Annotated in this window: 23 protein-coding genes, 2 tRNA genes and 1 riboswitch; of the genes, 1 reads left to right on the forward strand and 24 read right to left on the reverse strand. The window is 32.2% G+C overall.

The genetic code is table 11. The annotated features are described in order from the left end of the window. Positions 1–9: 9 nt before the first annotated feature. The 7 genes from WHD08_RS08770 to WHD08_RS08800 all read right to left on the reverse strand — a co-directional run bounded on the left by WHD08_RS08770 (position 10) and on the right by WHD08_RS08800 (position 8,044). A complete protein-coding gene (locus WHD08_RS08770) occupies positions 10–927 on the reverse strand; it encodes a cbb3-type cytochrome c oxidase N-terminal domain-containing protein (protein ID WP_165732241.1) in 918 nt (305 codons plus the stop codon). 11 nt (positions 928–938) lie between these two features. Beyond that, entirely contained in the window at positions 939–1,106 is a 168-nt protein-coding gene (locus tag WHD08_RS08775) for a CcoQ/FixQ family Cbb3-type cytochrome c oxidase assembly chaperone (RefSeq protein WP_165732239.1), read from the reverse strand. A gap of 4 nt (positions 1,107–1,110) precedes the next feature. Further along, a complete protein-coding gene (ccoN, locus tag WHD08_RS08780) occupies positions 1,111–3,306 on the reverse strand; it encodes a cytochrome-c oxidase, cbb3-type subunit I (RefSeq protein WP_165732237.1) in 2,196 nt (731 codons plus the stop codon). 10 nt (positions 3,307–3,316) lie between these two features. Next, positions 3,317–3,493 (reverse strand): cbb3-type cytochrome oxidase assembly protein CcoS, encoded by a 177-nt coding sequence (gene ccoS / locus WHD08_RS08785; protein ID WP_068450341.1) that lies wholly within the window; start codon positions 3,491–3,493, stop codon positions 3,317–3,319. Between the two features lie 92 nt (positions 3,494–3,585). Then, positions 3,586–4,956: an oxygen-independent coproporphyrinogen III oxidase gene (gene hemN, locus WHD08_RS08790; RefSeq protein WP_208891086.1), complete on the reverse strand. Its 1,371-nt coding sequence runs from the start codon at positions 4,954–4,956 to the stop codon at positions 3,586–3,588. 11 nt (positions 4,957–4,967) lie between these two features. Further along, on the reverse strand, positions 4,968–5,666 hold the full coding sequence (deoD, locus tag WHD08_RS08795; protein WP_208891085.1) for a purine-nucleoside phosphorylase: 699 nt from the start codon (positions 5,664–5,666) through the stop codon (positions 4,968–4,970). A gap of 2 nt (positions 5,667–5,668) precedes the next feature. After that, positions 5,669–8,044 (reverse strand): heavy metal translocating P-type ATPase, encoded by a 2,376-nt coding sequence (locus WHD08_RS08800; protein ID WP_208891084.1) that lies wholly within the window; start codon positions 8,042–8,044, stop codon positions 5,669–5,671. Between the two features lie 104 nt (positions 8,045–8,148). Between WHD08_RS08800 and WHD08_RS08805 the strand changes: the two genes are divergently transcribed. Further along, the gene (locus WHD08_RS08805; protein ID WP_208891083.1) at positions 8,149–8,835 is read left to right on the forward strand and encodes a Crp/Fnr family transcriptional regulator; all 687 of its coding nucleotides are present in this window, start codon (positions 8,149–8,151) and stop codon (positions 8,833–8,835) included. A gap of 210 nt (positions 8,836–9,045) precedes the next feature. Here the strand turns inward: WHD08_RS08805 and WHD08_RS08810 are convergent. The 17 genes from WHD08_RS08810 to WHD08_RS08890 all read right to left on the reverse strand — a co-directional run bounded on the left by WHD08_RS08810 (position 9,046) and on the right by WHD08_RS08890 (position 25,920). Further along, a tRNA-Asp gene (locus tag WHD08_RS08810) sits at positions 9,046–9,119 on the reverse strand. A gap of 153 nt (positions 9,120–9,272) precedes the next feature. Next, positions 9,273–9,346, reverse strand: a tRNA-Asp gene (locus WHD08_RS08815). Between the two features lie 66 nt (positions 9,347–9,412). Beyond that, positions 9,413–10,327: a DUF58 domain-containing protein gene (locus WHD08_RS08820; protein ID WP_208891082.1), complete on the reverse strand. Its 915-nt coding sequence runs from the start codon at positions 10,325–10,327 to the stop codon at positions 9,413–9,415. Position 10,328: 1 nt separating this feature from the next. Further along, entirely contained in the window at positions 10,329–12,890 is a 2,562-nt protein-coding gene (locus tag WHD08_RS08825) for a M1 family aminopeptidase (protein WP_208891081.1), read from the reverse strand. An 80-nt stretch (positions 12,891–12,970) separates the two neighbouring features. After that, positions 12,971–13,288: a thioredoxin gene (gene trxA, locus WHD08_RS08830; protein WP_165733121.1), complete on the reverse strand. Its 318-nt coding sequence runs from the start codon at positions 13,286–13,288 to the stop codon at positions 12,971–12,973. Between the two features lie 215 nt (positions 13,289–13,503). Further along, positions 13,504–14,460, reverse strand: a complete 957-nt coding sequence (metF, locus tag WHD08_RS08835; protein WP_165733122.1) for a methylenetetrahydrofolate reductase [NAD(P)H] — start codon at positions 14,458–14,460, stop codon at positions 13,504–13,506. 178 nt (positions 14,461–14,638) lie between these two features. Continuing rightward, a complete protein-coding gene (locus WHD08_RS08840) occupies positions 14,639–14,875 on the reverse strand; it encodes a hypothetical protein (RefSeq protein ID WP_165733123.1) in 237 nt (78 codons plus the stop codon). Positions 14,876–14,931: 56 nt separating this feature from the next. Beyond that, positions 14,932–17,607, reverse strand: coding sequence for a methionine synthase (gene metH, locus WHD08_RS08845; protein WP_165733124.1), 2,676 nt, complete (start codon positions 17,605–17,607; stop codon positions 14,932–14,934). Beyond that, entirely contained in the window at positions 17,607–17,888 is a 282-nt protein-coding gene (locus tag WHD08_RS08850) for an antibiotic biosynthesis monooxygenase family protein (RefSeq protein WP_165733125.1), read from the reverse strand. Before WHD08_RS08850 ends, metH begins: the two co-directional genes overlap by 1 nt. 42 nt (positions 17,889–17,930) lie before the next feature. After that, entirely contained in the window at positions 17,931–18,947 is a 1,017-nt protein-coding gene (locus WHD08_RS08855) for a homocysteine S-methyltransferase family protein (RefSeq protein ID WP_165733126.1), read from the reverse strand. Between the two features lie 51 nt (positions 18,948–18,998). Next, positions 18,999–19,124, reverse strand: a riboswitch (SAM riboswitch). A gap of 61 nt (positions 19,125–19,185) precedes the next feature. Beyond that, a complete protein-coding gene (gene cysM / locus WHD08_RS08860; protein ID WP_208891080.1) occupies positions 19,186–20,073 on the reverse strand; it encodes a cysteine synthase CysM in 888 nt (295 codons plus the stop codon). A gap of 1 nt (position 20,074) precedes the next feature. Continuing rightward, positions 20,075–20,833 carry a serine O-acetyltransferase EpsC gene (gene epsC, locus WHD08_RS08865; protein WP_208891079.1) on the reverse strand — a complete coding sequence of 253 codons (759 nt, stop codon included), beginning with the start codon at positions 20,831–20,833 and terminating at the stop codon, positions 20,075–20,077. A gap of 8 nt (positions 20,834–20,841) precedes the next feature. After that, complete coding sequence (locus tag WHD08_RS08870) at positions 20,842–21,174, reverse strand: 2Fe-2S iron-sulfur cluster-binding protein (RefSeq protein ID WP_165733129.1); 333 nt, start codon at positions 21,172–21,174, stop codon at positions 20,842–20,844. 164 nt (positions 21,175–21,338) lie between these two features. Further along, a complete protein-coding gene (locus tag WHD08_RS08875; protein ID WP_208891078.1) occupies positions 21,339–22,394 on the reverse strand; it encodes an NAD(P)/FAD-dependent oxidoreductase in 1,056 nt (351 codons plus the stop codon). Between the two features lie 65 nt (positions 22,395–22,459). After that, positions 22,460–23,035 (reverse strand): precorrin-2 dehydrogenase/sirohydrochlorin ferrochelatase family protein, encoded by a 576-nt coding sequence (locus tag WHD08_RS08880; protein WP_208891077.1) that lies wholly within the window; start codon positions 23,033–23,035, stop codon positions 22,460–22,462. Positions 23,036–23,039: 4 nt separating this feature from the next. Continuing rightward, entirely contained in the window at positions 23,040–23,810 is a 771-nt protein-coding gene (cobA, locus tag WHD08_RS08885; RefSeq protein WP_165733132.1) for a uroporphyrinogen-III C-methyltransferase, read from the reverse strand. A 16-nt stretch (positions 23,811–23,826) separates the two neighbouring features. After that, complete coding sequence (locus WHD08_RS08890) at positions 23,827–25,920, reverse strand: HEPN domain-containing protein (protein WP_208891076.1); 2,094 nt, start codon at positions 25,918–25,920, stop codon at positions 23,827–23,829. Between the last annotated feature and the right edge of the window lie 56 nt (positions 25,921–25,976).

The following is a 25,976-nucleotide window of genomic DNA, read 5'->3' on the forward strand; positions in this document are numbered from 1 at the left end:
TATTATCAGTTATTCTACTTCTGTTTCTACAGGAGCTTCCTCTTCAGTTGAAGTTACCGTTACACCTTCTGCAACCCATTTATCTCCTTCAGGAGCTTTAGCATTTGCAGGTGTGGTACCTTGTAAAGAAATTACATAACTCGCAACTTTAGCAATATCATCTGCTTTTAAAGTTTTATTCCAAGCTATCATCCCTTTACCATCTCTACCTCCATTGGAAATAGTACTAAAAACATTTTTAATACCACCACCTAAAATCCAGAATTCATCTGTTAAGTTTGGTCCAATAGCTCCACCACCATCTGCAATATGACAAGATGCACAGTTCAATTTAAAAACGGCTTTACCTCTACCTAAATCTTTAGCATCGGTTAATAAAGTTACATTTTCTGCAGTTATAAAATCTGTTGCTGGTGCTGTAGATTTATATTCTTTTAAAGCAGCTTTCGCTTCTGCAACCGCTTTATCATATTCTACAATTTGATTATCGCCATCTAAGACTTCAAATCTTACTAAATACACAATTGCAAAAACAATAGAAGCATAAAACATATACACCCACCAAGGAGGTAACGTATTGTCTAACTCTTGAATTCCATCATAGTTATGTTCTAAAATTATTTCTTGCTCGTTATCAATATCTTTAGACTTTGTCCATGATTGTAATAGCTTTTTAATCCAAGCATTACTTTCTTCAGGAACAATACCTAATTTTTCATTTTTTAATTCTGTTGCTTTAGCAATGGCAATTACATTTACCATTTCCTTTAGTACAACAACTAAAACGAAACCAATAAGAGCGATCCAAACTAAAGGATTCTCATAAATATCAAATGGGTTTTCGTACACCATAAACGACTTTGCAAGCGCTAAAAATGTAACAATGACAAAGATTATATAGATTGTAGATTGAAAATATTTTTTCATTTTTTTTCGTTTTAGTTCTCTAATGGTAAATTACTTACCTTATTTATATATTCTTTTTTCGCTGTAAATACCCACAAGAATAAGGCAACAAAAAAAGTAAAAAATATGATTAATGATATTAAAGGATAAATTTCGATTCCTAAAATACTCTCCATGTGACCTTTTACAAATTTTAACATCGTCTTAGTTTTTAGTTATTTGTTGTTCGTCTTTTACTTTTATATCAGTACCTAAACGTTGTATGTAAGCTATTACTGCAACAATCTCTCTGTTTCTCATTTCAATGAAAGCCTCACCATTTTCTTCTGCATACTTTTTATCTGCTTCATAATTTTTTGCAAAATCTGGATCTGCATATAAGTTTTGCTCAATCTTAGTTCCTTGGTCTAACATATGCTGTTGTGCATTTGCTATTTCATCTTCTGAATAAGGAACACCTAAAGTAACCATCACCTCCATTTTAGATTCAGTATTAGATTTATCTAATTCATCTGTAATTAACCATTTATAAGAAGGCATAATAGAACCTGGAGAAGTACTTTGTGGATCATACATATGGTTTAAGTGCCAACTATCTGAATATTTAGCTCCAATTCTATGTAAATCTGGTCCTGTACGTTTAGATCCCCATAAAAATGGATGATCATATACATACTCACCTCCTTTAGAATATTCACCATAACGCTCTACCTCACTTCTAAAAGGTCTTATCATTTGAGAGTGACAACCAACACACCCTTCTCTAATATAAAGATCTCGTCCTTCTAACTCTAATGGAGTATAAGGTTTTACACTACTAATTGTAGGAATATTAGATTTCACTAATAGGGTAGGAATAATTTGAACTGCTCCTCCAATTAAAATAGCAATCGTTGCAAAAATTGTTAATTTAATAGGTTTTCTTTCAATCCAAGTATGCCATCCTTCTCCTTTAGTTCTGTGTTTAGGCACAACTGTTAAAGCAGCTGCTTCTGCTAACTCATCTTCTACTTTGCTACCAGATCTTACTGTTAAAATAATATTGTATAGCATTACAAATGCACCAAGAATAAATAAACTTCCTCCAATTGCACGCATCCAGTACATTGGTATAATTTCACTAACAGTTTCTAAGAAGTTACCGTATGTTAAAGATCCATCTGGGTTAAATTGTTTCCACATAGAAGCCTGTACAAAACCTGCTACATACATTGGTAACGTGTATAATATAATACCTAAAGTACCAATCCAGAAATGCACGTTTGCTAAGGCAACTGAATATAATTTTGTTTTAAACATTCTTGGTACCATCCAGTATAACATACCAAAAGTAAAGAATCCGTTCCAAGCTAATGCACCAACGTGAACGTGGGCAATAATCCAATCACTGTAATGTGCAATTGCATTTACATTTTTTAAAGATAACATTGGTCCTTCAAACGTTGCCATACCATAACCGGTAATTGCAACAACCATAAATTTTAAAACAGGGTCTGTTCTTACTTTATCCCAAGCTCCTCTTAAAGTTAATAAACCGTTTATCATACCACCCCAAGAAGGTGCTAATAACATTATAGAAAATGCAACTCCTAAATTCTGAGCCCATTCTGGTAATGAAGTATATAATAAATGGTGAGGTCCTGCCCAGATATAAATAAATATTAAAGACCAAAAGTGTACAATAGACAATCTATAAGAATATACTGGTCTGTTTGCTGCTTTTGGCACAAAATAATACATCAATCCTAAAAACGGTGTTGTTAAGAAAAACGCTACAGCATTATGCCCGTACCACCATTGAACTAAAGCATCTTGCACTCCTGCATACACAGAATATGATTTTAAAAAGGTAACCGGTAATGCCAAACTATTAAAGATATGTAACACAGCAACTGTTACAAATGTTGCTAGATAAAACCAAATAGCTACATATAAGTGACGTTGTCTTCTTTGTAAGATCGTCCAGATCATGTTTACACCAAACGCAACCCACACCAATGCAATAGCAATATCTATTGGCCATTCTAACTCTGCATATTCTTTAGATGAAGTATATCCTAAAGGCAATGTTATGGCTGCCGCAACTATAATTGCTTGCCAACCCCAGAAGTTAAAATTACTTAAAAAATTACTAGCCATTCTTGCTTTTAGTAAACGCTGAAGCGAATAATAAACACCTGCATAAATAGCGTTACCTACAAAGGCAAAAATTACGGCATTTGTATGTAATGGTCTTAAACGGCCAAAACTTAACCATGAAATCCCTTCTGTAAGCCCAGGGAACAAAAACATAAAAGCGAGTAAAAGTCCCACTGTAAACCCTACTATTCCCCACAACAGGGTAGCATAGATAAATTTCTTTACGATTTTATTATCGTAATAAAATTGCTGCATTTCCATAATTTAATGTTTAGTCTTTAGTTGATTTTTCTTTTTTATCTTTTACTAATTCATCATCAAACAGCATACGAACAGATGGTGTATAAGAATCGTCAAATTGTCCAGTTTTTACTGAATAAATAAATGCGATAAAAAATAAGATTGCTACTAGTATACTAATAGTTAGTAGTAGGTATATTACGCTCATATCTTGCCTGATAATTGATTTGTCAAAAATAGTATTGGTCCGTTTCTTAAAACATGACAAATATCATGTTTAGTAAATATCTTAATTTTTTGTTAAATAGTCATAGAAAACAACTGTGTTTTTGGCTTATTTTTTAAAAGATGTAAATCAAATGCCATACAAATGTTTCGTACATAAGGTCTTGCCTCTTCTGGTATTGACAAAGATTTAGATTTTATATCAATTTTAACCAATCCGTCCTGCTCCATTTCACCTAACAATGCTAAATGTTCTTCAATATTATTGATGTTCATTGTTTTGTCTTCCCACGAAGTGGAAAAATGACACATAATATTTAAAATATGTTTTCTAATAATAATATCTTCTTCAGATAATAAATGTCCTTTAAAAATAGGAATCTCTCCCTTATTTACAATTTTCTGATATTCTTTTACCGTCTTTACATTCTGTGCAAATGCATACCAAGAATCGGAAATTGCAGACATTCCTAAACCAATCATTAGCTTTGTTTTATTGGCAGTATAGCCCATAAAATTCCTGTGCAATGTTTTGTTGATGGTGGCTTTATACAAACTATCGGTCTTTAATGCAAAATGATCCATACCAATTTCTACATACCCTAACTCTGCAAAAAGTTCTTTACCTATTTCATACAACGCTCTTTTTTCATCATCTTTTGGCAAATCATCTTCATTAAAACCTCTTTGCCCAACACCTTTTACCCAGGGTACGTGTGCATAACTGTAAAATGAAATTCTGTCTGGTTGTAATTCTTTTGTTTTATTGATGCTATAAATGACGTTTTCTTTGGTTTGATGTGGTAACCCGAAAATTAAATCGTGACTTACAGAAGTGTATCCAATTTCTCGAGACCATCTGGTCACTTGTTCTACAGCTTCAAAAGGTTGAACTCTATGAATTGCTTTTTGTACTTTTTCATTATAATCCTGTACACCAAAACTTACTCTTGTATAGCCTTCATTAAACAAGGTTTGCAATTGTTCTTTGGTAGTATTATTAGGATGTCCTTCGAAACTAAACTCTGCTTCTGGATGTTTTTTTGCAATTTCGAAAATGCCATCCATTAAATATTTTAGATTTTCTTTTGAGAAAAAAGTTGGAGTTCCGCCACCTAAATGTAATTCTTTTACAACAGGTACTTCATCTACCAAAGCAACATATAATTTCCATTCTTTTAAAACAGTATCTATATACTCATCTTCTACTTCATGACGTTTTGTAATGTGTTTATGACACGCACAAAACGTACACAAACTCTCGCAAAAAGGTAAATGAATGTAAATACTTATTCCTTCGGATGCGTTACTTTCTTTAAAAGAAGTTTGAAAAGATTGTATCCAATCTTGTTTGTCTATTCCTGCTTTGTTCCAATAAGGCACCGTTGGATAACTGGTATATCTTGGTCCTGGAATGTTATATTTTTGTATTAGTGATTTTTTCATTTTAAATATTTTTAAGCAAGCTCTAAAGCAATTTCTATCATTTCCTTAAACGTTTGTTCTCTCTCCTCTGCGGTAGTTCTTTCATTGGTTACCAAACTATCTGATATTGTTAAAATAGACAATGCGTTTACATTGTGTTTTGCTGCTACCGTGTATAAACCCGCAGTTTCCATTTCTACACATAAAACACCATACTCTGCCCATTTTTTATAACTTTCAAATTCATCTGCATAAAATTCATCTGAACTTAAAACTCCTCCAGCATTTACAGTTATATTTTTTTCTTTTGCAACCTCTATTGCTTTCTGAAATAATTTAAAACTTGCGGTTGGCGCATAATCTGCTCCGTTAAAACGGATGGTATTTAAACCCGAATTAGTAGAAGCTGACATTGCCAAAACAATATCTCTTATTTTTACATCTTTCTGATAAGAGCCTGCAGAACCTACTCTAATCAAATTTTTAACACCGTATTCTGTAATTAATTCTGTACAATAAATTAAGGTTGATGGAATTCCCATTCCTGTTCCTTGCACAGATACCTTTTTATCATTATAAGTACCCGTAAAACCCAACATACCTCTCACATCATTGTATTGCTTAACATCTTTTAAAAAAGTATCTGCAATCCATTTGGCTCTCATAGGATCTCCTGGCAACAAAACTGTTTCTGCTATTTCTCCTTTTTTTGCTTCGATATGAACACTCATAATTATTTTATTTTATTTCCGATTAAATTGGTAGAAATTGTTGTAAAAACCACAATACTTATAGAACTTAAAGGCATTAAAATTGCTGCCATTACAGGTATTAATTGTCCCGTTACAGCAAAATACAATCCTATTACATTATAACAAAGAGACAGTATAAAACTGTATTTTATAACTTTAATCGCTTTTTTAGAAGCCAATATATAGGCTCCTATTTTATTAAATTTTGATGCATCTAAAATACCATCACAAGCAGGAGAAAACACATTAATATTTTCTGATAACGCAATACCAACATCACTTTTTGCCAAAGCTCCAGCATCATTTAAACCATCTCCAATCATCATTACTTTTTGATGTTTTTGCTGAAGATCTGCTACTACTTCTAATTTATCTTCTGGTTTTTGATTGAATAACAAATTGGTGCCTTTTGGTAAATTTTCTTCTAGATAAACTCTTTCACCTTCATTATCTCCCGAAACAACCGATAAATCATATTCTTTTTTTAAAGATTCGAATAAAGACTTTACACCTTCTCTGTAAGAATTTTTGAATGTAAACTTTCCTTTATAAATCTCATTAAAACTAACATATACAGAAGTATCTAAAGCTGATATATCTTCATTATTTTTCACAAAAGAAGAAGAACCTAACTTTAATTTTACGTCTTTACAGCTTACCTCTATTCCTTTACCTACAATTTCTTTAAAATTGGAAATTGCAAGAACTTCTACTTCTTCTAAACTCTCATACAATGTTCTACTTAATGGATGGTTAGAGGCTCTTAAAGCACTTTTTAAAACACTTTTTTCTTGATGATTTAATTGAACACCATCATAAGAAATCGTATTTTCTTTATGTGTGGTTAACGTACCTGTTTTATCAAAAATAATAGAATCTATAGCTGCCAGTTGTTCTACAACCGTTGCATTTTTTAAATAGAATTTTTCTCTACCAAAAATACGTAGCATATTTCCTAAAGTAAATGGTGCTGCTAAAGCAATTGCACAAGGACATGCTATAATTAAAACTGCAGTAAACACATTTAATGCTTTGCTTGCATCATAAAACAACCAAAAACTAGTAGACAAGAAAGCAACGAGTAAAACTAGTATTGTAAAATTCTTACTAATTGTATCTGTAATGGTTTTAAAAGGTGATTTATTATCTTTATTAAACACATCATTGCTCCATAATTGCGTTAAATAACTTTGAGAAACAGAAGCTAAAACCTCCATTTCTATCACTCCTGAAAGTTGCTTACCTCCAGCAAATAACTTGTCTCCAGATTTTTTAGAAACTGGTTCCGCTTCTCCGGTAACAAAACTATAATCGATATCTGCAGTTCCGTTGATAAGAATACCATCCGTAGGAATTAATTCTTGGTTTCTAATAAGCAATCTATCTCCTTTTTCAATATCATAAATAGCCACATTTTCTTCTTTTCCTTTAGAAGTTATACGCGTAACTGCAATAGGAAAATAAGATTTATAATCTCGTTCAAAAGACAGGAAGTTGTATGTTTTCTGCTGAAAAAACTTCCCTAATAAAAGGAAAAAAACCAACCCAGTTAAACTGTCGAAAAAACCAGTTCCTAAATCGAAAATAATTTCTACAGTACTCCTTATAAATAAAACTAAAATACCCAGCGCAATAGGAACATCAATATTTAAAATTTTAGATCGCAACCCTTTAAAAGCAGAAACAAAATAACCTTGTCCTGCATAAAAAACAACCGGTAAAGAAAAAGCAAACATTAACCACCTAAAGAGCGTTTTATATTTCTCTATCCAAAAACCATCTACTTCAAAATACTCTGGAAAAGAAAGAAACATAACGTTTCCGAATGCAAAACCCGCAATCCCTAATTTATAAATTAGACTTCTGTCTACAGCTTTTTTGCCGCCTTCATAATCATCTAAACTAATGTAAGGTTCATAACCAATAGAGCTTATTAAAAGAACAATTTCTTTTAAAGTGGTTTTTTCAGAATTAAAAGTAACCCTTACTTGTTTCTTCGGAAAATCTACTTGAGACGAAGATATTTTATCATTTAATTTGTGTAAGTTTTCTAATATCCAAATGCAAGAGCTGCAATGAATATGAGGTATATAAAGGGTTGCAATCTGCGTATTTCCATCATTAAAATCTAATAATTTCTCCGCTATTTCTGTCGTATCTAGAAAATCATATTTTCCTTGAATTTCAGATGGGATTGCTCCTGGATTGTCTTGAAAATTGTAATAACAAGTTAAATCGTTTTCAGAAAAAATTTCATAAACAGTTTTACAACCATTGCAACAGAAACTCTTTTCATCGAACTTTATTAAATTATCATCACAAGAATCACCACAGTGATAACATTGTGTAGATTTCATATTTACTCTTTTGCCTTTTGCAAATTTACGATAAGAATCATGTTTTAGAACATGATATATATCACATTTTTAATATCTTTGACTCTCAAATATCATTAGTCATTATGAGTAAATGCGAGCAATGTATTATTCGTCAATTTAATTCCTTACAACACTTAACTAAAGAAGAGTTGGTTAAGATTTCTAACTGTAAAACAACTAAAGTTATAAAAAAAGGTGAGGCTATTTTTGAGGAAGGCGAGCGATTAAAAGGTGTTTTTTGTATTAAGGATGGTGTTTGCAAGGTTTCTAAAATGAGTGAAAATGGTAGAAATCAAATTATTAGCTTGGTTACCAAAGGTGATTTATTAGGAGAAAGAAGTTTAATATCCGACGAAGCATCTAATCTTAAGGCAGTTGCCTTAAATGACATGCAAGTCTGTTTTATTCCTAAAGAAGAAATTTTAAAGGATCTATCTAAAAACCCAAACTTTACCATGAATGTGCTTAAAGATATGGCACAAACCTTAAAGCAAGCTGATAATGTTATTGTAGATATGGCTCAAAAGACCGTGAAGCAACGTTTAGCCGAAACACTTCTAAATCTACATAAAAAATTTGGTACAAACAGAGAAGACACAATAGACATTCACCTTTCTAGAGAAGACATTGCTAATATTATAGGAACAGCCACAGAGTCTGCAATCCGCTTACTTTCTGAGTTAAAAAAGAAGAATATTATTGAGTTTAAAGGAAAGGATATTTCAATATTAAATAGTGTTGAATTAGACAAAATTGCTCAAGGATTCTAAAACAAAAATACTTTATTATCATATTTTAAAAAAGTGCATTTAACAATGCGCCTTTTTTCGTTTTTACAGCAAGCTGATGGAATGAGAATAAATAATCTACACAGTGAGTCAACATTACCTCAATAACTGTTAAAAACACTGCAAACAAACTATAGCAATACAGAAACTTATAAGCACAAAAAAAGCACCTCATAAATGAAGTGCTTTTCGCGGTCTGGACGGGACTCGAACCCGCGACCCCCTGCGTGACAGGCAGGTATTCTAACCAGCTGAACTACCAGACCGTTGCTTTAAGCGATTGCAAATATACAATGTATTTTTACATACGCAACAAAAAAATGAAAGAATTTAAAAATAATTTCATTTTATATAATTTTGATGCTTTTCAACTAAAATTTAGACACAAAAAAAGCACCTCATAAATGAAGTGCTTTTCGCGGTCTGGACGGGACTCGAACCCGCGACCCCCTGCGTGACAGGCAGGTATTCTAACCAGCTGAACTACCAGACCGTTGCTTTAAGCGGTTGCAAATATACAATGTATTTCTAGATACACAAGCATAAAATTAAAAAAAGTTTATATTTTTTTTCTACTAATTAAATATGCCGTTAAAATTTCATTGTATCCTTTACGTATATCTACAGGGATGTAATCAATTTTATATTGTAAACATTTATTTTTCAATTCTTTAAAATAATCACCAACTAACGCAGTGTACTTTTCTCTAATGTTTTCTGCGTATATATTAATTTCTTCTCCGGTTTCAACATCCACAAACTTTTTAGGATTATTGTCAAAATTGAAGTTAAATTCTGTTTCTCCATCATACGTATGAAACAAAACAACCTCATGTTTATTAAATTTAAGATGTTTTAAAGCTTCAAAAAGTGTTTCATTATCTTTATTTGGTTGAAACATGTCTGTAAAAACAAAAATTAATGAACGCCTGTGTATTTTCTCTGCAATTTCATGCAAGTATTTATAGGTCTCTGTAGAAGACTTAGATTCTGAAACCAATAATTGCTCTAATTGATGCAACAACATCTTTCTGTGTCGCTCGCTCCCCTTTTCCGGAGCATAATATTCATAACTATCGCCATAAATGCTTAAACCAACTGCATCTCTTTGTCTTTTTAGTATTTCCATTAATGATGCCGAGGCAACTGCAGAAAATCCAACTTTGTTTAAATTATCTACCGTTTGCTTTTTTACCATAGGATAATGCATGGATGCAGAATTGTCTATAATAATATGACACCTTAAATTGGTTTCTTCTTCATATTTTTTAGTGTACAACTTCTCTGTCTTTGCAAACAGTTTCCAATCTATATGACGCGTACTTTCTCCTTTATTATATAATTTATGCTCAGAAAATTCAACAGAAAATCCATGAAACGGACTTTTATGAATTCCCGTAATAAAACCTTCTACCACTTGTTTAGCAAGTAAGTCTAGGTTTTTAATGTCTGATTTCACTTCAGATAAATTCATATTATTTTTTAATATTTTGAGCTCTGGTTAAATTATCTGTAGTTTGTAATAACTTCTTTAATAAGATAGCATTGTAATCTGGATGTTCCTCTAAAAATGGATCTAACACAACTTTTGCTTCTTTAGAAGAATATTGACCAATGGAACTAGCTAACCATCCTTTAGGAAAAAAGATATCACCTGTTAATTGCACTTCTTCTAATGTTTCTAAAACCGATTTTAAATGTTTTGTTGCTTCTTTTTGTCTTAACGGATGATGAATATTCTTTAAGCCTGCTTCTACCCAAGACTCGTTTTCTCTATTTTCTTTTTCTAAAAGTGATGTCATAAAAGCATCTCTTACTTGTACATCTGCAGATAACGAAGGTAACAGCCATTTAAAACGATCTAATCTATCGTTGTTAGATATTCTAGTTTGCTGTTCTTGTAAAATCCCTATTGCTTTTGCATGTTCTAAAACAGCTAATGTCATTGCCAAAGAACTAAAGTCGCTTTCATTTAAAAATAAGTTATTAATCTCCTTATCTTTATTCCAAATTTTATATAAAGTTTCTTTTCCTCTTTCAGAAATAGCTACCGATTGATACAAGCCAAACAGCGTTCTTTTTATATTTTTTGACACATTACTTTCTAACAATCCTAAAACCTCTTTTTCTACTTTTTGCTGCACCTCATTTTGCTCCTCTTCTGTTAAAAATGACCAAAATATTGTTTGAATTCTCCCTGACAAATAATTGGTAATCAACTCATTTTTTTCAACTTTAATTGCTGAAGTATACACTTGAAAGGTTTCTAACGGAGTAACCTCTCCTATCAACATATTTTCATATAAATTAATGTATTGAGACCCTCTAGAAACTTCATCATTTAGATGCTGATAAGTATCAACTTCTTTCTTGTAAATAGGAAAAACACCATAACCAAACCCGTTTGTATTGTACAAAACTTGTCCGGGTTTAAAATCTTTTGTTGCTGATGTAATATCAAAAGATTTCCCCATATTCTTAAGGTTGATAATTTTCTCATACCCTCTTTTATCAATCAATTTAATTTTAAAAGATTGTGTCCAAACTTTATTAGAACCATCTTCTGCTTTTTGATGAATTATAAATTTACTGACGTTTCCTTTATCATTCAATTCTATTTCTTCATAAAAAACAGGTCTTCCAGATGAATTCACCCAAACATCAGACCAATTTTTTATATTTCCTGGCGACTTGTTATCTAAAATAGCAACCAACTCATTCCAATCTGCATTAGAATTCTGATACTTTTTTATGTATTCTTGAACTCCCTCTTTAAAAGCCTCCTCTCCTAATAAAGCTTCTAACTGACGCATCATAATTGGCGCTTTGTTGTAAATAATTCTTCCGTATAAAGAACCTGCATCTTTTAAGTTTCCTAAATACTGTCGAATGGCGTTTGTTCCTTTTGTTCTATCTTCAGAATAGGCATTTGGATAATGCGTCATCATAAAATTAAGTTCGTGATTTACTTCCGGAAAAACAGGATTCATAATTTTATCTGCCATAAAATTAGCAAACACCTCTTTCATCCAAACATCATTAAACCATCGCATGGTTACCAAATCTCCAAACCACATGTGCGAGGTTTCATGTGCAATTAACTTTGCTCTGCTTATTTTTTGCTTTTGAGTGGCATTCTTATCTAAAAACAAAGACGATTGTCTGTATTGTATAGCACCAACATGTTCCATTCCTCCATATTGAAAAGGCGGAATTGCAGCAAAATCCATTTTTTGAAATGGAAATTTAACCTGTGTAAATTCTTCTAAAAAATCGATCGATTTCTGATGAATTTGAAATACCTCATCTACACTTTCACTTATCTTTTCCGCGTCGTTTTCTCTGTATAAAAAACGCATATCAAATGCTCCAGGATTTTTAGTTGCTGATGTAAATTTACCTGTAACAAAAGAAAATAAATAAGTACTCATTAAATCTGACGTTGCAAAAGTATGTTCTGTAAAACCATCAAGCTCTACACTACTTTCTTCAAAACCACTAGCAAGAACTTGCCAATCTTTTGGAGCAGTAATTTTTAAATTGTACTTAGCTTTTATATCTGGCTGATCAAAACAAGGAAATAACGTACTTGCTCTATCCGGAACTAGTAAAGTATATAAAAATTCTTCATTTCTATTGAGTGATTTTTCTCCTGCTTCAAATAATATTTCTATTGTATTTTCACCTAGACTTAATCGTTTTTTATCAATAATAACGTGTTCCTTCTGATGATTTATTTCGGATATTTCTCCGTTTACTTTTATAGATTTCAACTTAGAAGCATCCTCGTTAAAATCTAAGTAAACATCATTTTCTAAATCAATAACGGTAAATTTAACTTCTAATATAGCAGCAATAGCCTTTTCTTTTTCCTTCGGAATTTTGAAATGTACATCATAAATAACGTCAGCAATTTGCTGTTTTCTGTATTTAGCTAATTCAAAAGAAATTCCTTTTTCTAGTTTTAATTGACTCTCTTGTTTATCACAAGAAATAAAAATGAGTAGGCAAACTATTAATGATAGATAAAATTTCATGTAAAGAATTTAGATTTTAAAAATAAAAAAAGGTTTGACGTTAGCCAAACCTTTTTAATATTATAAAAGATGAATACTACTTATATAGCTGCATCGATTTTTCCTGTATACACATTTTTAGGAGCAACACCTACTTGTTTGTCTACAACTTCTCCGTTCTTAAAGATTAAAACAGTTGGTATGTTACGTACTCCGTATTTTGCTGCAAATTCTTGGTTAGCATCAACATCTACTTTACCAACTACGGCTTTTCCTTCATATTCAGTATGAATTTCATCAACAATTGGTCCTACCATTCTACATGGTCCACACCAAGCTGCCCAAAAATCTACTAATACTGGTTTGTCAGATTTTAATACTAATTCGTCAAAGTTTGCGTCTGTAATTTCTAATGCCATTTTTATATTTTTAAATTATTATTTCAATTTCGAACTACAAAAGTAATCATTTTATTCACTTAGTAGTTTTCTTAAAAATTACTTTTTCCTATTTGTCTATAAATAGTTGTTATGCATATAAATAGAGAATCATCAAAAAAACACTGTTTTAAAGTAGTTTTCTGATGATTCTCTATAAATTTAATTACTAATTAAAGAAACTACACTTTATTATTTTAAAATAATTTAGATGCAATTGCATGTATATTATCACTTTTACCCATAGAATAATAGTGTAAAAATGGCACGCCTGCTTCTTTTAACTCCTTAGATTGCTGAATAGCAAACTCAATACCAACCTGTCTTACTGCTTTATTATCTTTACAACCTTCTACAGCATCAATTAAATCTTCTGGTAAATCAATTTTAAAAACTTGTGGTAAAACCTGTAAATGTCTTTTTACAGCAAGTGGTTTAATTCCTGGTATAATTGGCACTGTAATTCCTATTTCTCTAGCTTTTTTAACAAACTCGAAATATTTATTATTATCAAAAAACATTTGCGTTACCACATAATCTGCACCTGCATCAACCTTTTGCTTTAAACGTTTTAAATCTGTATTTAAAGACGGAGATTCCATGTGTTTTTCCGGATATCCTGCAACACCCACGCAAAAATCATAATTATGCTCTACTTTAATATCATCATGTAAATATTTCCCTTTATTTAAATCAGATATTTGTTGTACCAAATCGCTCGCAAAAGCATTACCTCCTTGGGTTGCTTTAAAATAAGATTCATCTTTTCTAGCATCTCCTCTTAGAGCAACCACGTTATCCAATCCTAAATAATGGCAATCTACCAAAACGTACTCGGTTTCTTCTTTGGTAAAACCTCCACACAATAAATGCGGAATTGCATCTACCTGATATTTATGCATAATAGACGCACAAATACCTACCGTTCCTGGGCGCATTCTAGTAATTCTCTTGTCTAAAAGTCCATTTCCTTTATCTACATAAACATATTCTTCTCTAGAAGTTGTTACGTCTATAAAAGGTGGATTAAACTCCATTAAAGGATCTATATTGTTGTATAAATCTTGAATATTTTTTCCCTTCTGAGGTGGTATTACTTCAAAAGAAAATAATGTTTTACCATTTGCATTTTTAATGTGATCTGTAACTTTCATTAGCCTCCCTTAATCCCTCCAAAGGAGGGAAACTGTTGCGGGTTATTTTGTATTAATATTTATTTTATCTTTTTGAGCGTTACCACAAGGGTCGCGCTTTACTCTATATCTTTTTGCCGAAAAAGCAAAAAGGATAGAGCCTATCTTGAGCGTAGTCGAAAGGTTTCAATCGCTAACGCTACCTGTTAAGCAGCTTTTTTACATCTTCGAAATCTTCTTTGTATTCCCAATAAATCCATCTTCCATCTACATAATCAGTCAGAATATATTTTTCGCTTAAAGATTTAATTCTAGAAACTGCAATTAACTTCTTTCCAAATTTCTCTGCTGCAATTGGAGTCATTTTCTCCTTATTGTTTTTATCAAAACCATGAGAGATAACATAACTTCCTAAATGTAATTCTATAAACTCCATATATATTTTTTTGTGAGAATAACTCTGAAAGGTTTTAACCCTTTCAGAGTTAATTATTATTCTTCAGCAAGTGTTGGATGCAACCATTTTCTAGCTTTCTCCTTTGTAATTCCTTTTCTTGTTGAATAATCTGTTACCTGATCATCTGTAATTTTACCCAAACCAAAATATTTAGCTTCTTTGTTTGCAAAATAATATCCAGATACTGCTGCCGCTGGCCACATTGCCATACTTTCTGTTAATGTAACACCAATATTTTCTTCCACTTTAAGCAAATCCCAAATGGTTTCTTTTTCTAAATGATCTGGACACGCAGGATATCCTGGTGCAGGACGTATCCCTTTGTAACTTTCTTTTATTAGATCATCATTTGTTAAACCTTCATCTGAATCAGAACCCCAATGTTTCGTTCTAACTTGTTTGTGCAGATATTCTGCCATAGCTTCTGCAAAACGGTCTGCAATAGCTTGCGCCATAATTGCATTGTAATCGTCTTCTTTTGCCTTATAGCTTTCTGCTAATTCTTGTGCTCCAAAAATCCCTACACAAAATGATCCTATATAATCTGTTCTACCAGTTTCTTTTGGTGCAATAAAATCTGATAACGCATGATTCGGAATTCCTTCTCTCTTCTTTAATTGCTGACGTAAAGTTCTAAAAATAAATTCTTCTCCTCCTTTTTTCTTTACAGCTATATCATCGTCATTTATAGTATTTGCCTCAAACAAACCAAAAACAGCTTTTGGTTTTAACAATTGTTTCGCAATAATTTCTTTAATCATTGCCTGAGCTTCATCATACATAATAGTAGCTTGCTCACCAACAACCTCATCCTTTAAAATAGCTGGAAACTTACCATGTAAATCCCAACTTCTAAAAAACGGACTCCAATCTATAAAAGGTAATAATTCTTTTAAACTTAATTGTTCTAAAGTCTGAATACCTAATTCATTAGGCTTTACAATTTCAGACGTTTCCCAATCTATTTTATATTTACGCTTACGTGCTTCTTTTAATGAAATGTATGATTTTTCTTTACCTCGTTTTAAAAACTTAGTTCTAAATTCATCATAATCTTTTTTCATTTTAGCAACGTACTCATGAGATGTTTTCTTATTTAATAAATCACCTACAACAGTTACTGCTCTAGAAGCATCATTTACATGCACCACCGCATTTGTATATTGCGTATCAATTTTTACTGCAGTGTGCGCTTTAGAGGTTGTTGCACCACCAATTAACAAAGGCAACACAAAATTCTTACGTTGCATTTCTTTTGCTAAATACACCATTTCATCTAAAGAGGGTGTAATTAAACCAGACAAACCAATAGCGTCTACACGTTCGCTAATAGCCATTTCAATAATTTTTTCTGGTGGAACCATTACGCCTAAATCTACAATTTCGTAGTTATTACACGCTAAAACAACACTCACAATATTCTTACCAATATCATGCACGTCACCTTTTACAGTCGCCATTAATATTTTACCAACAGGCTCTTGCTTGTCTCCTTTTTCTGCTTCAATAAACGGATTTAAATAACCTACCGCTTTTTTCATTACACGTGCAGATTTTACTACTTGCGGCAAAAACATTTTTCCTGCTCCAAATAAATCTCCAACCACATTCATTCCAATCATTAAATGACCTTCAATTACTTCTATTGGCGAGGTTGCTTCTTGTCTTGCTTGTTCTATATCTTCAATAATAAAAGCATCAATTCCTTTTACCAAAGCATGTGTAATTCTATCTTGTAAAGGGTTTTCTCTCCAGGATAAATCTACCGTTTTTTCTACTTTAGAACCTTTTACTGTATCAGCAAAATCTAATAAACGCTCCGTTGCATCTTCTCTTCTATCAAGAATCACATCTTCTACGCGTTCTAATAAATCTTTCGGAATATTATCATACACTTCTAAAAGTGCAGGATTTACAATTCCTATGTTCATACCTGCCTGAATCGCATAATATAAAAACACTGAATGCATTGCCTCTCTAACTCCGTCATTTCCCCTAAAAGAAAACGACACGTTACTAACACCTCCACTAACACTTGCGTTTGGTAAATTTTCTCTTACCCAACGTGTAGCTTCAATAAAATCGATGGCATTTCTTCTGTGCTCATCCATTCCTGTTGCAACAGGAAATATATTTAAATCGAAAATAATATCTTCACTAGGAAAACCAACTTCATCTACTAGAATATCATACGATTTTTTAGCAATTTCAATTCTACGATCATAGTTATCTGCTTGTCCTTCGGCATCAAAAGCCATTACAATTACAGCAGCACCATATCGTTTTATTTGTTTTGCTTCCCAAATAAATTTTTCTTTTCCTTCTTTAAGTGAAATTGAGTTTACAACGCATTTTCCTTGAACAACTTGTAAACCTGCTTCTATGATCTCCCACTTAGAGCTATCAATCATAATTGGCACTCTACAAATATCTGGTTCTGCTGCAATTAAATTTAAAAAACGAACCATGGCTTGTTTCCCGTCAATTAAACCGTCATCAAAATTAATATCTATAATTTGTGCGCCACCATCTACTTGATGTCTTGCAATATCTAAAGCTTCATCAAATTGCTCGTTTTTTATCAATCGTAAAAACTTACGAGAACCTGCAACATTTGTACGTTCTCCTACATTGATAAAATTGCTATTTTCATTCAAGACTAGAGGTTCTAATCCTGATAAACGCATATATTTTGTTTGTTTCACTTTCATTATATGTAATGTTCTACTATTGGAAATGGTTCATAAAAATGATGCAATAATTCTTTCCATTGTTCATATTCATCAGATTTTCTAAATCCAACCTCGTGATCCTCTATTGTTTGCCAACTGACCAATAAAATATATTTGTCATCTTGTTCAACACATTTCTTTAATTGATGAGAGCTATATCCTTTCATAGAAGAAATAATCTTTTCTGCCTTCTTAAAATTAAACTCAAAATCTTTTGAAAGGCCTACTTTTATGTTTAAAATGGCTACTTCTAGAATCACTTTCCTTTTATTTATTTTGAGATTATTGCGTAGCACTGCTTTTTATATATCTAAAACCTGTTTATTTACAACAAAGGCTCTTGGCTTATATTTTCCCGAAATCCTTGCAATCTCACTAATATGTTCTGGTGATGTTCCACAACATCCACCGATAATATTGATTAAATCTTTCTTTAAATACTCTTCTATCTGCTCTCCCATTTCTTCTGCAGTTTCATCATACTCTCCAAAAGCATTTGGCAATCCTGCATTTGGATGTGCAGAAATAGCAAAATCTGTTTTGTTTGCAATAGCTTGTAAATGGGGTTGTAATAAATTGGCTCCTAAAGCACAATTAAACCCTACAGATAATAAAGGAATGTGAGATACAGAAATTAAAAAAGCTTCCGCAGTTTGCCCAGATAAAGTTCTACCAGAAGCATCTGTAATGGTACCACTTAACATAATTGGAACATCAATACTACGCTCGTCTTTTACTTCTTCAATAGCAAATAATGCTGCTTTGGCATTTAGAGTATCAAACACCGTTTCTACTAACAATAAGTCGGCACCACCATCTAATAATGCTTCAACTTGTTGTTTATAAGCAATTCTTAATTCATCAAAAGTTACTGCTCTATAACCAGGATCATTAACATCTGGAGACATACTTGCAGTTCTGTTTGTTGGCCCAATAGAACCTGCTACAAAACGAGGTTTGTGTGGTTCTTTTGCTGTAAACTCATTTGCAACTTCTTTGGCTATTTTTGCAGATTGATAATTTAGTTCATACACTAAATTTTCCATCTGATAATCTGCCATTGCAATGGTAGTTCCAGAAAAAGTATTGGTTTCTATAATATCTGCACCAGCTTCAAAATATTTACCATGAATGGTTTTTATTGCTTCTGGTTGCGTAATTGATAACAAGTCATTATTACCTTGTAAAGGTGATGGATAGTCTTTAAAACGTTCTCCTCTAAAATCTTCTTCCGTGAATTTATAGGCTTGTAGCATAGTACCCATAGCACCATCTAAAACCAAAATTCTTTCTTGTAAAGCTTTGTATATATTTGACATTCCTGAAAATTAATTTTTGTGTTATCAGGAAAAGAAGAATTGATACTTTTTCCGTTATCTCTCTGAAAGGTTCTGAACCTAGTTCAGAAAGAATCAGTAGAAATTAGCACCTTCTTTAAAGATAAAGGGTTGCCAAGGCTTCCTCGGGTCTAATCCCTCAACCTTTCTTGATAACAATATTTAATAAATGAACTAAATTACGTTACAAAGTAACGAACTTTTTTCTTGTTTTAATAATTTATTCGTAGATATCTGATGATAAGTAACGATCTCCTCTATCACAAATAATAGCAACAATAACACCTTTATCTATTGATTCTGCTACTTTTAACGCGGTAGCAACAGATCCTCCACTACTCATTCCTGCAAAAACACCTTCTTCTTTTGCCAAACGAACCGTCATTTCTTTTGCCTCTTCTTCACTTACTTCAAATATTTGATCTATTTTTTTAGCTTTAAAAATAGCTGGCATATATTCTTCAGACCACTTTCTAATTCCAGGTATTTTTGCCCCTTCAGTTGGCTGTGCTCCAATAATAGTAATGTTTTCGTTTTGTGATTTTAGATAATCAGAAACTCCAGTAATAGTTCCAGTAGTTCCCATGGCAGAAACAAAATGAGTTACTTCTCCTTCTGTATCTCTCCAAATTTCTGGTCCTGTTGTATTAAAATGTGCTTTCGGATTGTCAAAATTATCAAACTGATTTAAACGAAAGTATCCCTTTTTATATTTTAGCTTTAAAGCATAATCAATTGCACCTTCAATCCCTTCATCTGCAGGAGTTAAAATCACTTTTGCTCCGTAGGCTCTCATTGTTTTAACACGTTCTATGGTAGAGTTTTCTGGCATTGTAAGTACCATATTTACACCTAAAACTTTTGCCATTAAAGCCAATGCAATACCTGTGTTTCCGCTTGTTGCCTCTACTAAAGTATCACCTTTCTTTATATTTTTTCTTTTAATAGCTTCAGAAATCATATAATAAGCTGCTCTATCCTTTACACTTCCCCCAGGATTGTTCCCTTCTAGTTTTAATAATAAAGTAACACCTTCTTTCTTTAAGATATTTTGTACCTCTACAAGTGGTGTATTTCCAACAAAATCTATGATACTTTTGGTTTTCATTCTAATTTCTTTTTTGAAAAATATTATTTTCTGATTTCACTGTTACCACCGAATTTTCTGGAACGGATTCCATAATACAAACATTGGCTCCAATTACAGAGTTTTTTCCTATTACAACATCTCCTCCTAAAATGGTAGCATTTGCATAAATAACAACACCACTTTCTATTGTAGGATGTCTTTTGGTGGATGCTAAACTTTTCTTTACTTGTATTCCTCCTAAAGTGACGCCTTGAAAAATCTGTACATTATCTTTTATTATTGCAGATTCTCCTATTACAGTTCCTGTTCCGTGATCTATATGAAAAGAAGCTCCTATTTCTGCTCCTGGATGAATCTCAGTACCGGTTTTACTATGCGCATACTCACTCATTATTCTTGGAAAAACAGGGATTCCTAAGTTTAATAATTGGTGACTTAAGCGATACACGGCAATGGCATAAAATCCTGGATATGCTAAGTAAATTTCTTCTAAACTTTTAGCAGCAGGATCATTTTTTTCTGCAGCAGCAGCATCTAAATCTAATTTTTGACGAATAGAAACAAAAGAATTTTCAAAATCATTCCACAAATTTTCACCATTTTCAACGGATAATCTTTCTAAAATTTTTAAAAACTTTAATCTTGTTTCTGCACCACTTTCAGACAAATGACGTTCATCAAACAAGTTATTAATTAACTGTTTCGTAAAAACTTCTACGGCATCTCTTAAACACATGCTGTAGTTCTTAAACGTAATTATTTGTGCTGTTTCTTTCATTTTAGCTTTTACATTTCTGGAGCTAATACTACTTCTAACCCGTCCATTGCTGGCGTCATTTGTATCTGACAGCCCAATCTACTATTGTCTTCAACATTAAATGCTTCTGCTAACATAGCATCTTCATCATCTGTCATTTCTGGTAATTCGTGATCTGAATTTACATAACACTGACAAGAAGCACACATAGCCATTCCGCCACAAATACCAATAGTTCCTTCTTCTGCTAATTCGTAAGAACGAACAACTTCCATAAGGTTCATTGCCATGTCTGTAGGTGCTACAACTTCATGCTGTACACCATTTCTATCAGTTATTTTAATATTTATATCTACGCTCATTATACATTTTTTACCAAAGCCAAAAGTAATAAATTTGTTTGGTTAGACCTCAAAGGTTTTTAAAACCTTTGAGGTCTACGTTATTCTCTTTATTAATTGTCTACTAAATTAAGTAAACCTAACAATTTTATACCAATAAGGTTTTTGAAAACTTGCTAAAAAAATTACTGAATAGCTTTTACAACTGCTTTTGGCGCATCTTTTCTTGTTCCATCAAATCCTTCTACACCACCAACAGTAGTATATTTCATAACGTATTTCTTATCCGGAAAAATTCTTTTATAAGCACTCTGACACATTAAAGTTGCTTCGTGAAAACCACAAAGAATTAATTTTAATTTACCAGGATACGTGTTTACATCACCAATAGCATAGATTCCAGGAATATTTGTTTGATAATCTAAAGCATTATTTACTTTAATTGCATTTTTCTCAATCTCTAATCCCCAATTACCTATTGGACCTAATTTTGGAGATAATCCAAATAAAGGTATAAAGTGATCTGTATCTACAATAAAAGCATCTTCTCCTTTTTTCTCTACAGCAACACCTGTTACTTTATCTGTTCCGATAATTCCTTTCACTTCTGCAGGAGTTATCATTCTAATCTTCCCTAAATTCTTTAATTCTTGTACTTTTTCTACAGAATCTAAAGCGCCTCTAAATTCATTTCTTCTATGAATTAAAGTTACTTCAGACGCTACATCAGACAAGAAAACAGCCCAATCTAAAGCAGAATCTCCACCACCAGAAATTACTACTTTTTTATCTCTATAAAATTCTGGTTCTTTAATAATATATTCAACACCTTTATCTTCAAAATCTGCGATATTAGGTATCAATGGTTTTCTTGGTTCAAAAGAACCTAAACCTCCCGCAATTGCTACAATTTTAGCATGGTGTTTTGTTCCTTTATTGGTTGTAACAATAAAAGTACCATCATCTTGCTTATCTATCGTTTCCGCTCTTTCACCTAAAGTAAAACCAGGTTTAAATTGCTTTGTTTGCTCTATTAACTTATGTGTTAAATCTCCTGCTAAAATTTCTGGATATGCAGGAATATCATAAATTGGTTTCTTCGGATAAATCTCAGAACATTGTCCACCAGGTTGTGGTAATGCATCAATTAAATGACATTTTAATTTTAATAAACCAGCTTCAAAAACTGTGAATAACCCCGTTGGTCCTGCTCCAATAATAAGTATGTCTGTTGTAATCATTTTTTTTAATTTATCTAACTTTAGACCTCAATGGTTTTAAAAACCTTTGAGGTCTTTTTAATCTATTATTTTTCTACTAAACTCTTTGTAAACTCGTTTAGCTTTTCTACTTTTTCTTCAAAGTTTCCTTTGATTGTTTTTCTATATTCGTTTAAATTCTTAACCAAATCATCTACGTTTTCGGGAATTACATCCTCAAAAAACTGACGTAATCTTTTAGCTGTTGTTGGTGATTTTCCGTTGGTAGAAATGGCAACCTTTACGTTTCCTTTGGTTACAATACCGCCCATATAAAAATCACAAAAAGGAGGGTTATCAGCAACATTTACTAATATGCTTCTCTTTCTACAATGTTTATAAACTTTTTCGTTTACTTCTGGAAATTCTGTTGTTGCCACAACAATATGTTTCCCTTTTAAATACCGTTTACTGTATTTTTCTTTGATCAATTTTACGTTACCCTTCTTTGCTAATGTTGTTGTGCCTTCTCTAAACATAGGAGAAACCATGGTTACATTTGCATCTGGACTCGATTTTAATAAGAACGTCAATTTTTCTTCTGCAACAAAACCACCTCCAATTATTAAAACCTGAAGGTTTTTAGTTTTTAAGAAAATAGGATATAAATTATTTCTTTCCATAAACCTATCCTTTTAATTCATTTGCATATTGTTCTTGAATATCTAAAATTACCTGACGATGTTTTACTACTTCACCCAAAACAATAATTGCAGGGTTTTTCAATTCATTATCAGCAACAATTTTTTCTATCGTATCCACAGTTCCTATTCCTAGTTTTTCTCTAGAAGTAGTACCTCTTTGAATAATGGCTACAGGTAAATTATTTTTACCTTCTGCTTGAAATAATTTTACAATTTGAGGCAGTTTACTCATTCCCATTAACACCACAATAGTTGCGTTAGACTTTGCAGCCAACTCTATATCATTAGAAATTTTATGATCTTTTGTGGTTCCAGTAATTACCCAAAAACTTTCTGCGCTTCCACGTTTTGTTAAAGGTATATTTTGATAAGCAGCTACTGCCAACGAAGATGAAATTCCTGGAACAACCGCAACCTCTAAACCTAAATTTGCTGCATATTCCATTTCTTCTGCACCTCTACCAAAAATAAATGGATCTCCACCTTTTAAACGAACTACATGTCCGCTAGATTTTGCTCGTTCAACAATTAACTCATTAATTTGTTCTTGTTGATATTTATAACACCCTCTACGTTTTCCAACGAAAATTTGTTCGGCTTCCGGATTTATATATGCTAATAATTCTTCATTCACCAAAGCATCATATAAAACTACATCGGCAGTTTTTAAAACCTTAATGGCTTTTACTGTAATTAAATCTATATCTCCAGGGCCTGCACCTACAACGGTTAACTTTGGTGTTTTTAAACTCATTTTATTCTTTTATGACTTACTTTGCAATTGCAGTTTCAGCATTTCTAAAAGCTCTTACTTTCTGTAAAAACGTATTCGCATCGCTAATATACTTCTTTGCAAATTCTTCTGTTGGAGCAAACTTATTAATTTGATAAATTAAATCTGCAAAAGAAGATCCTAAATCTATTTTTCCTGATGCAATAAAGTACTCATCAAATTGAGAAACAATACTTGCATGAGTATTTGTTTTCTTATCTGCCGCTAATAAAGATGCTTTTGCAGAGTTTACAATAGACTGATATGCGTAGTAAATAGCTCCTGAATATACTTTGTTTTCAAAAGCTACATTTGCATTTTCAATTTTCTCATCACTTTCTAAAAACAAAGTGGCAATTAAATCGATAACAACACCTGCACATTCTCCAATTCCTATTTCTTTTACATATTTATCTGCTTCTCCCCAATCGATAAAATCTTCTTGAGTTAAATTAGTAACATCTTGTAAATCGTTTAATAAATCATAAAAATAACGTTCTCCTGTCACTTTATAATACTCTACAAAAGATTTACCATCAGCATTTGCTTCAAAATCATTAAAGATTCTACGTAATGCTTCCGGACCTCTTTTACTTGGCACTTTTACTACTTTATCTGCAAATAATGCATTTCCGTTTCCTAAATTTCCTCCACCTAATAAAACTTGTAATGCTGGCGCCACTAATTTATCTGGTGTTCTAACGGTCATTCCCTGAAAACCAATGTTTGCCATGTTATGTTGTCCACAAGCATTCATACAACCACTAATCTTAATAACAAGATCTTCGTTTTTTAAGTATTGAGGATATTCAGCCGCAATTACTTTTTCTAGTTCTGCTGCAATTCCTGTACTACTTGCTATACCTAAATTACAAGTATCAGTTCCTGGACAAGCCGTAATATCTACAGCCTTATTATAACCTGCTTCTACAAAACCTAATTTTTCTAATTCTTGATAGAAATAAGGAACTAAATCTTCTTTTACAAAAGGAATAACAATATTTTGACGCAAGGTTAATCGGATTTCTCCTGCTGCGTATGTATCTACTAAATCTGCTAATAAACGTGCTTTATCTGTATAAAAATCTCCTAATAAAACTTTAATTCCGATAGCAACATAACCTGCTTGCTTTTGTGGAATTAAGTTGGTCGATTTCCATAAATCAAATGCTTCTTGATTTTTTATTTCCACTTGTGGAGCATCTACAGAAACTGGAGTTGACGCAACATAACCATCTGCATCTATTGCAACCGTTTTTAATTCGATAGCCTTTTGTTCTTGTGCTACTAATTCTTTAAAAGCTTCTAAACCGATGTCTTTTAATAAGAATTTCATTCTTGCTTTGGCTCTACTTTTACGTTCGCCATAACGATCAAAAACTCTTAAAACACCTTCCATTACTGGAATAATTTTATCTGAAGGTAAAAACTCATATAAAGTTTCTGCGTGTCTTGGCTGAGAACCTAATCCTCCTGCAACCATCACTTTAAAACCTCTTACGCCGTTTTCTATTTTAGCAATATATCCTAAATCATGTAAATAAGACAATCCTGTATCTTCATCTGTAGAAGAAAAAGAAACTTTAAATTTACGTCCCATTTCTTGACAAATAGGGTTACGTAAAAAGAATTTGTACAAAGCATCCGCATACGGAGAAACATCAAAAGGTTCGTTTACATCGATACCTGCAGTTTCTGATGCTGTTACATTTCTAACCACATTACCACAAGCTTCACGCAACGTAACATCATCACGTTCTAATTCTGCCCATAATTCTGGCGTTCTTTGTAAATCTACATAGTGAATTTGAATATCTTGACGTGTTGTAATGTGTAATCTTCCTCTAGAATACTCATCTGAAACTTCAGAAATTCTACGTAATTGATTACTCATTACTTTACCATAAGGCAATTTAATACGAATCATTTGTACGCCTTCTTGACGCTGACCATAAACACCTCTTGCTAAACGTAAACTTCTAAATTTTTCTTCGTCTATTTCTAGATTATTGAATGCTGCAATTTTATCTGCTAATTCAATAATATCTCTTTCTACAACTGGATTCTCTATTTCGGTTCTAAAACTCTGCATAAAAAAGCCCATCCTAACCTTCCCGAAGGGAAGGAATTCTTACTCGGGCGGTAAGA

Origin of the sequence: Polaribacter sejongensis (genome assembly GCF_038024065.1) — a bacterium.
GTDB classification, from domain to species: domain Bacteria; phylum Bacteroidota; class Bacteroidia; order Flavobacteriales; family Flavobacteriaceae; genus Polaribacter; species Polaribacter sejongensis.

Coding starts and splice junctions, on each gene's coding strand:
- WHD08_RS08870 (WP_165733129.1), bottom strand. CDS start 21,174: ATGAGCGTAGATATAAATATTAAAATAACTGATAGAAATGGTGTACAG.
- ccoN (WP_165732237.1), bottom strand. CDS start 3,306: ATGGAAATGCAGCAATTTTATTACGATAATAAAATCGTAAAGAAATTT.
- hemN (WP_208891086.1), bottom strand. CDS start 4,956: ATGAAAAAATCACTAATACAAAAATATAACATTCCAGGACCAAGATAT.
- WHD08_RS08770 (WP_165732241.1), bottom strand. CDS start 927: ATGAAAAAATATTTTCAATCTACAATCTATATAATCTTTGTCATTGTT.
- trxA (WP_165733121.1), bottom strand. CDS start 13,288: ATGGCATTAGAAATTACAGACGCAAACTTTGACGAATTAGTATTAAAA.
- WHD08_RS08875 (WP_208891078.1), bottom strand. CDS start 22,394: ATGATTACAACAGACATACTTATTATTGGAGCAGGACCAACGGGGTTA.
- WHD08_RS08840 (WP_165733123.1), bottom strand. CDS start 14,875: ATGGAGTTTATAGAATTACATTTAGGAAGTTATGTTATCTCTCATGGT.
- metF (WP_165733122.1), bottom strand. CDS start 14,460: ATGAAAGTTACAGATCACATTAAAAATGCAAATGGTAAAACATTATTT.
- WHD08_RS08800 (WP_208891084.1), bottom strand. CDS start 8,044: ATGAAATCTACACAATGTTATCACTGTGGTGATTCTTGTGATGATAAT.
- metH (WP_165733124.1), bottom strand. CDS start 17,607: ATGAAAGTGAAACAAACAAAATATATGCGTTTATCAGGATTAGAACCT.
- ccoS (WP_068450341.1), bottom strand. CDS start 3,493: ATGAGCGTAATATACCTACTACTAACTATTAGTATACTAGTAGCAATC.
- WHD08_RS08825 (WP_208891081.1), bottom strand. CDS start 12,890: ATGAAATTTTATCTATCATTAATAGTTTGCCTACTCATTTTTATTTCT.
- deoD (WP_208891085.1), bottom strand. CDS start 5,666: ATGAGTGTTCATATCGAAGCAAAAAAAGGAGAAATAGCAGAAACAGTT.
- cysM (WP_208891080.1), bottom strand. CDS start 20,073: ATGAAAACCAAAAGTATCATAGATTTTGTTGGAAATACACCACTTGTA.
- WHD08_RS08855 (WP_165733126.1), bottom strand. CDS start 18,947: ATGTCAAATATATACAAAGCTTTACAAGAAAGAATTTTGGTTTTAGAT.
- WHD08_RS08880 (WP_208891077.1), bottom strand. CDS start 23,035: ATGGAAAGAAATAATTTATATCCTATTTTCTTAAAAACTAAAAACCTT.
- WHD08_RS08805 (WP_208891083.1), top strand. CDS start 8,149: ATGAGTAAATGCGAGCAATGTATTATTCGTCAATTTAATTCCTTACAA.
- WHD08_RS08775 (WP_165732239.1), bottom strand. CDS start 1,106: ATGTTAAAATTTGTAAAAGGTCACATGGAGAGTATTTTAGGAATCGAA.
- cobA (WP_165733132.1), bottom strand. CDS start 23,810: ATGAGTTTAAAAACACCAAAGTTAACCGTTGTAGGTGCAGGCCCTGGA.
- WHD08_RS08820 (WP_208891082.1), bottom strand. CDS start 10,327: ATGAATTTATCTGAAGTGAAATCAGACATTAAAAACCTAGACTTACTT.
- epsC (WP_208891079.1), bottom strand. CDS start 20,833: ATGAAAGAAACAGCACAAATAATTACGTTTAAGAACTACAGCATGTGT.
- WHD08_RS08890 (WP_208891076.1), bottom strand. CDS start 25,920: ATGCAGAGTTTTAGAACCGAAATAGAGAATCCAGTTGTAGAAAGAGAT.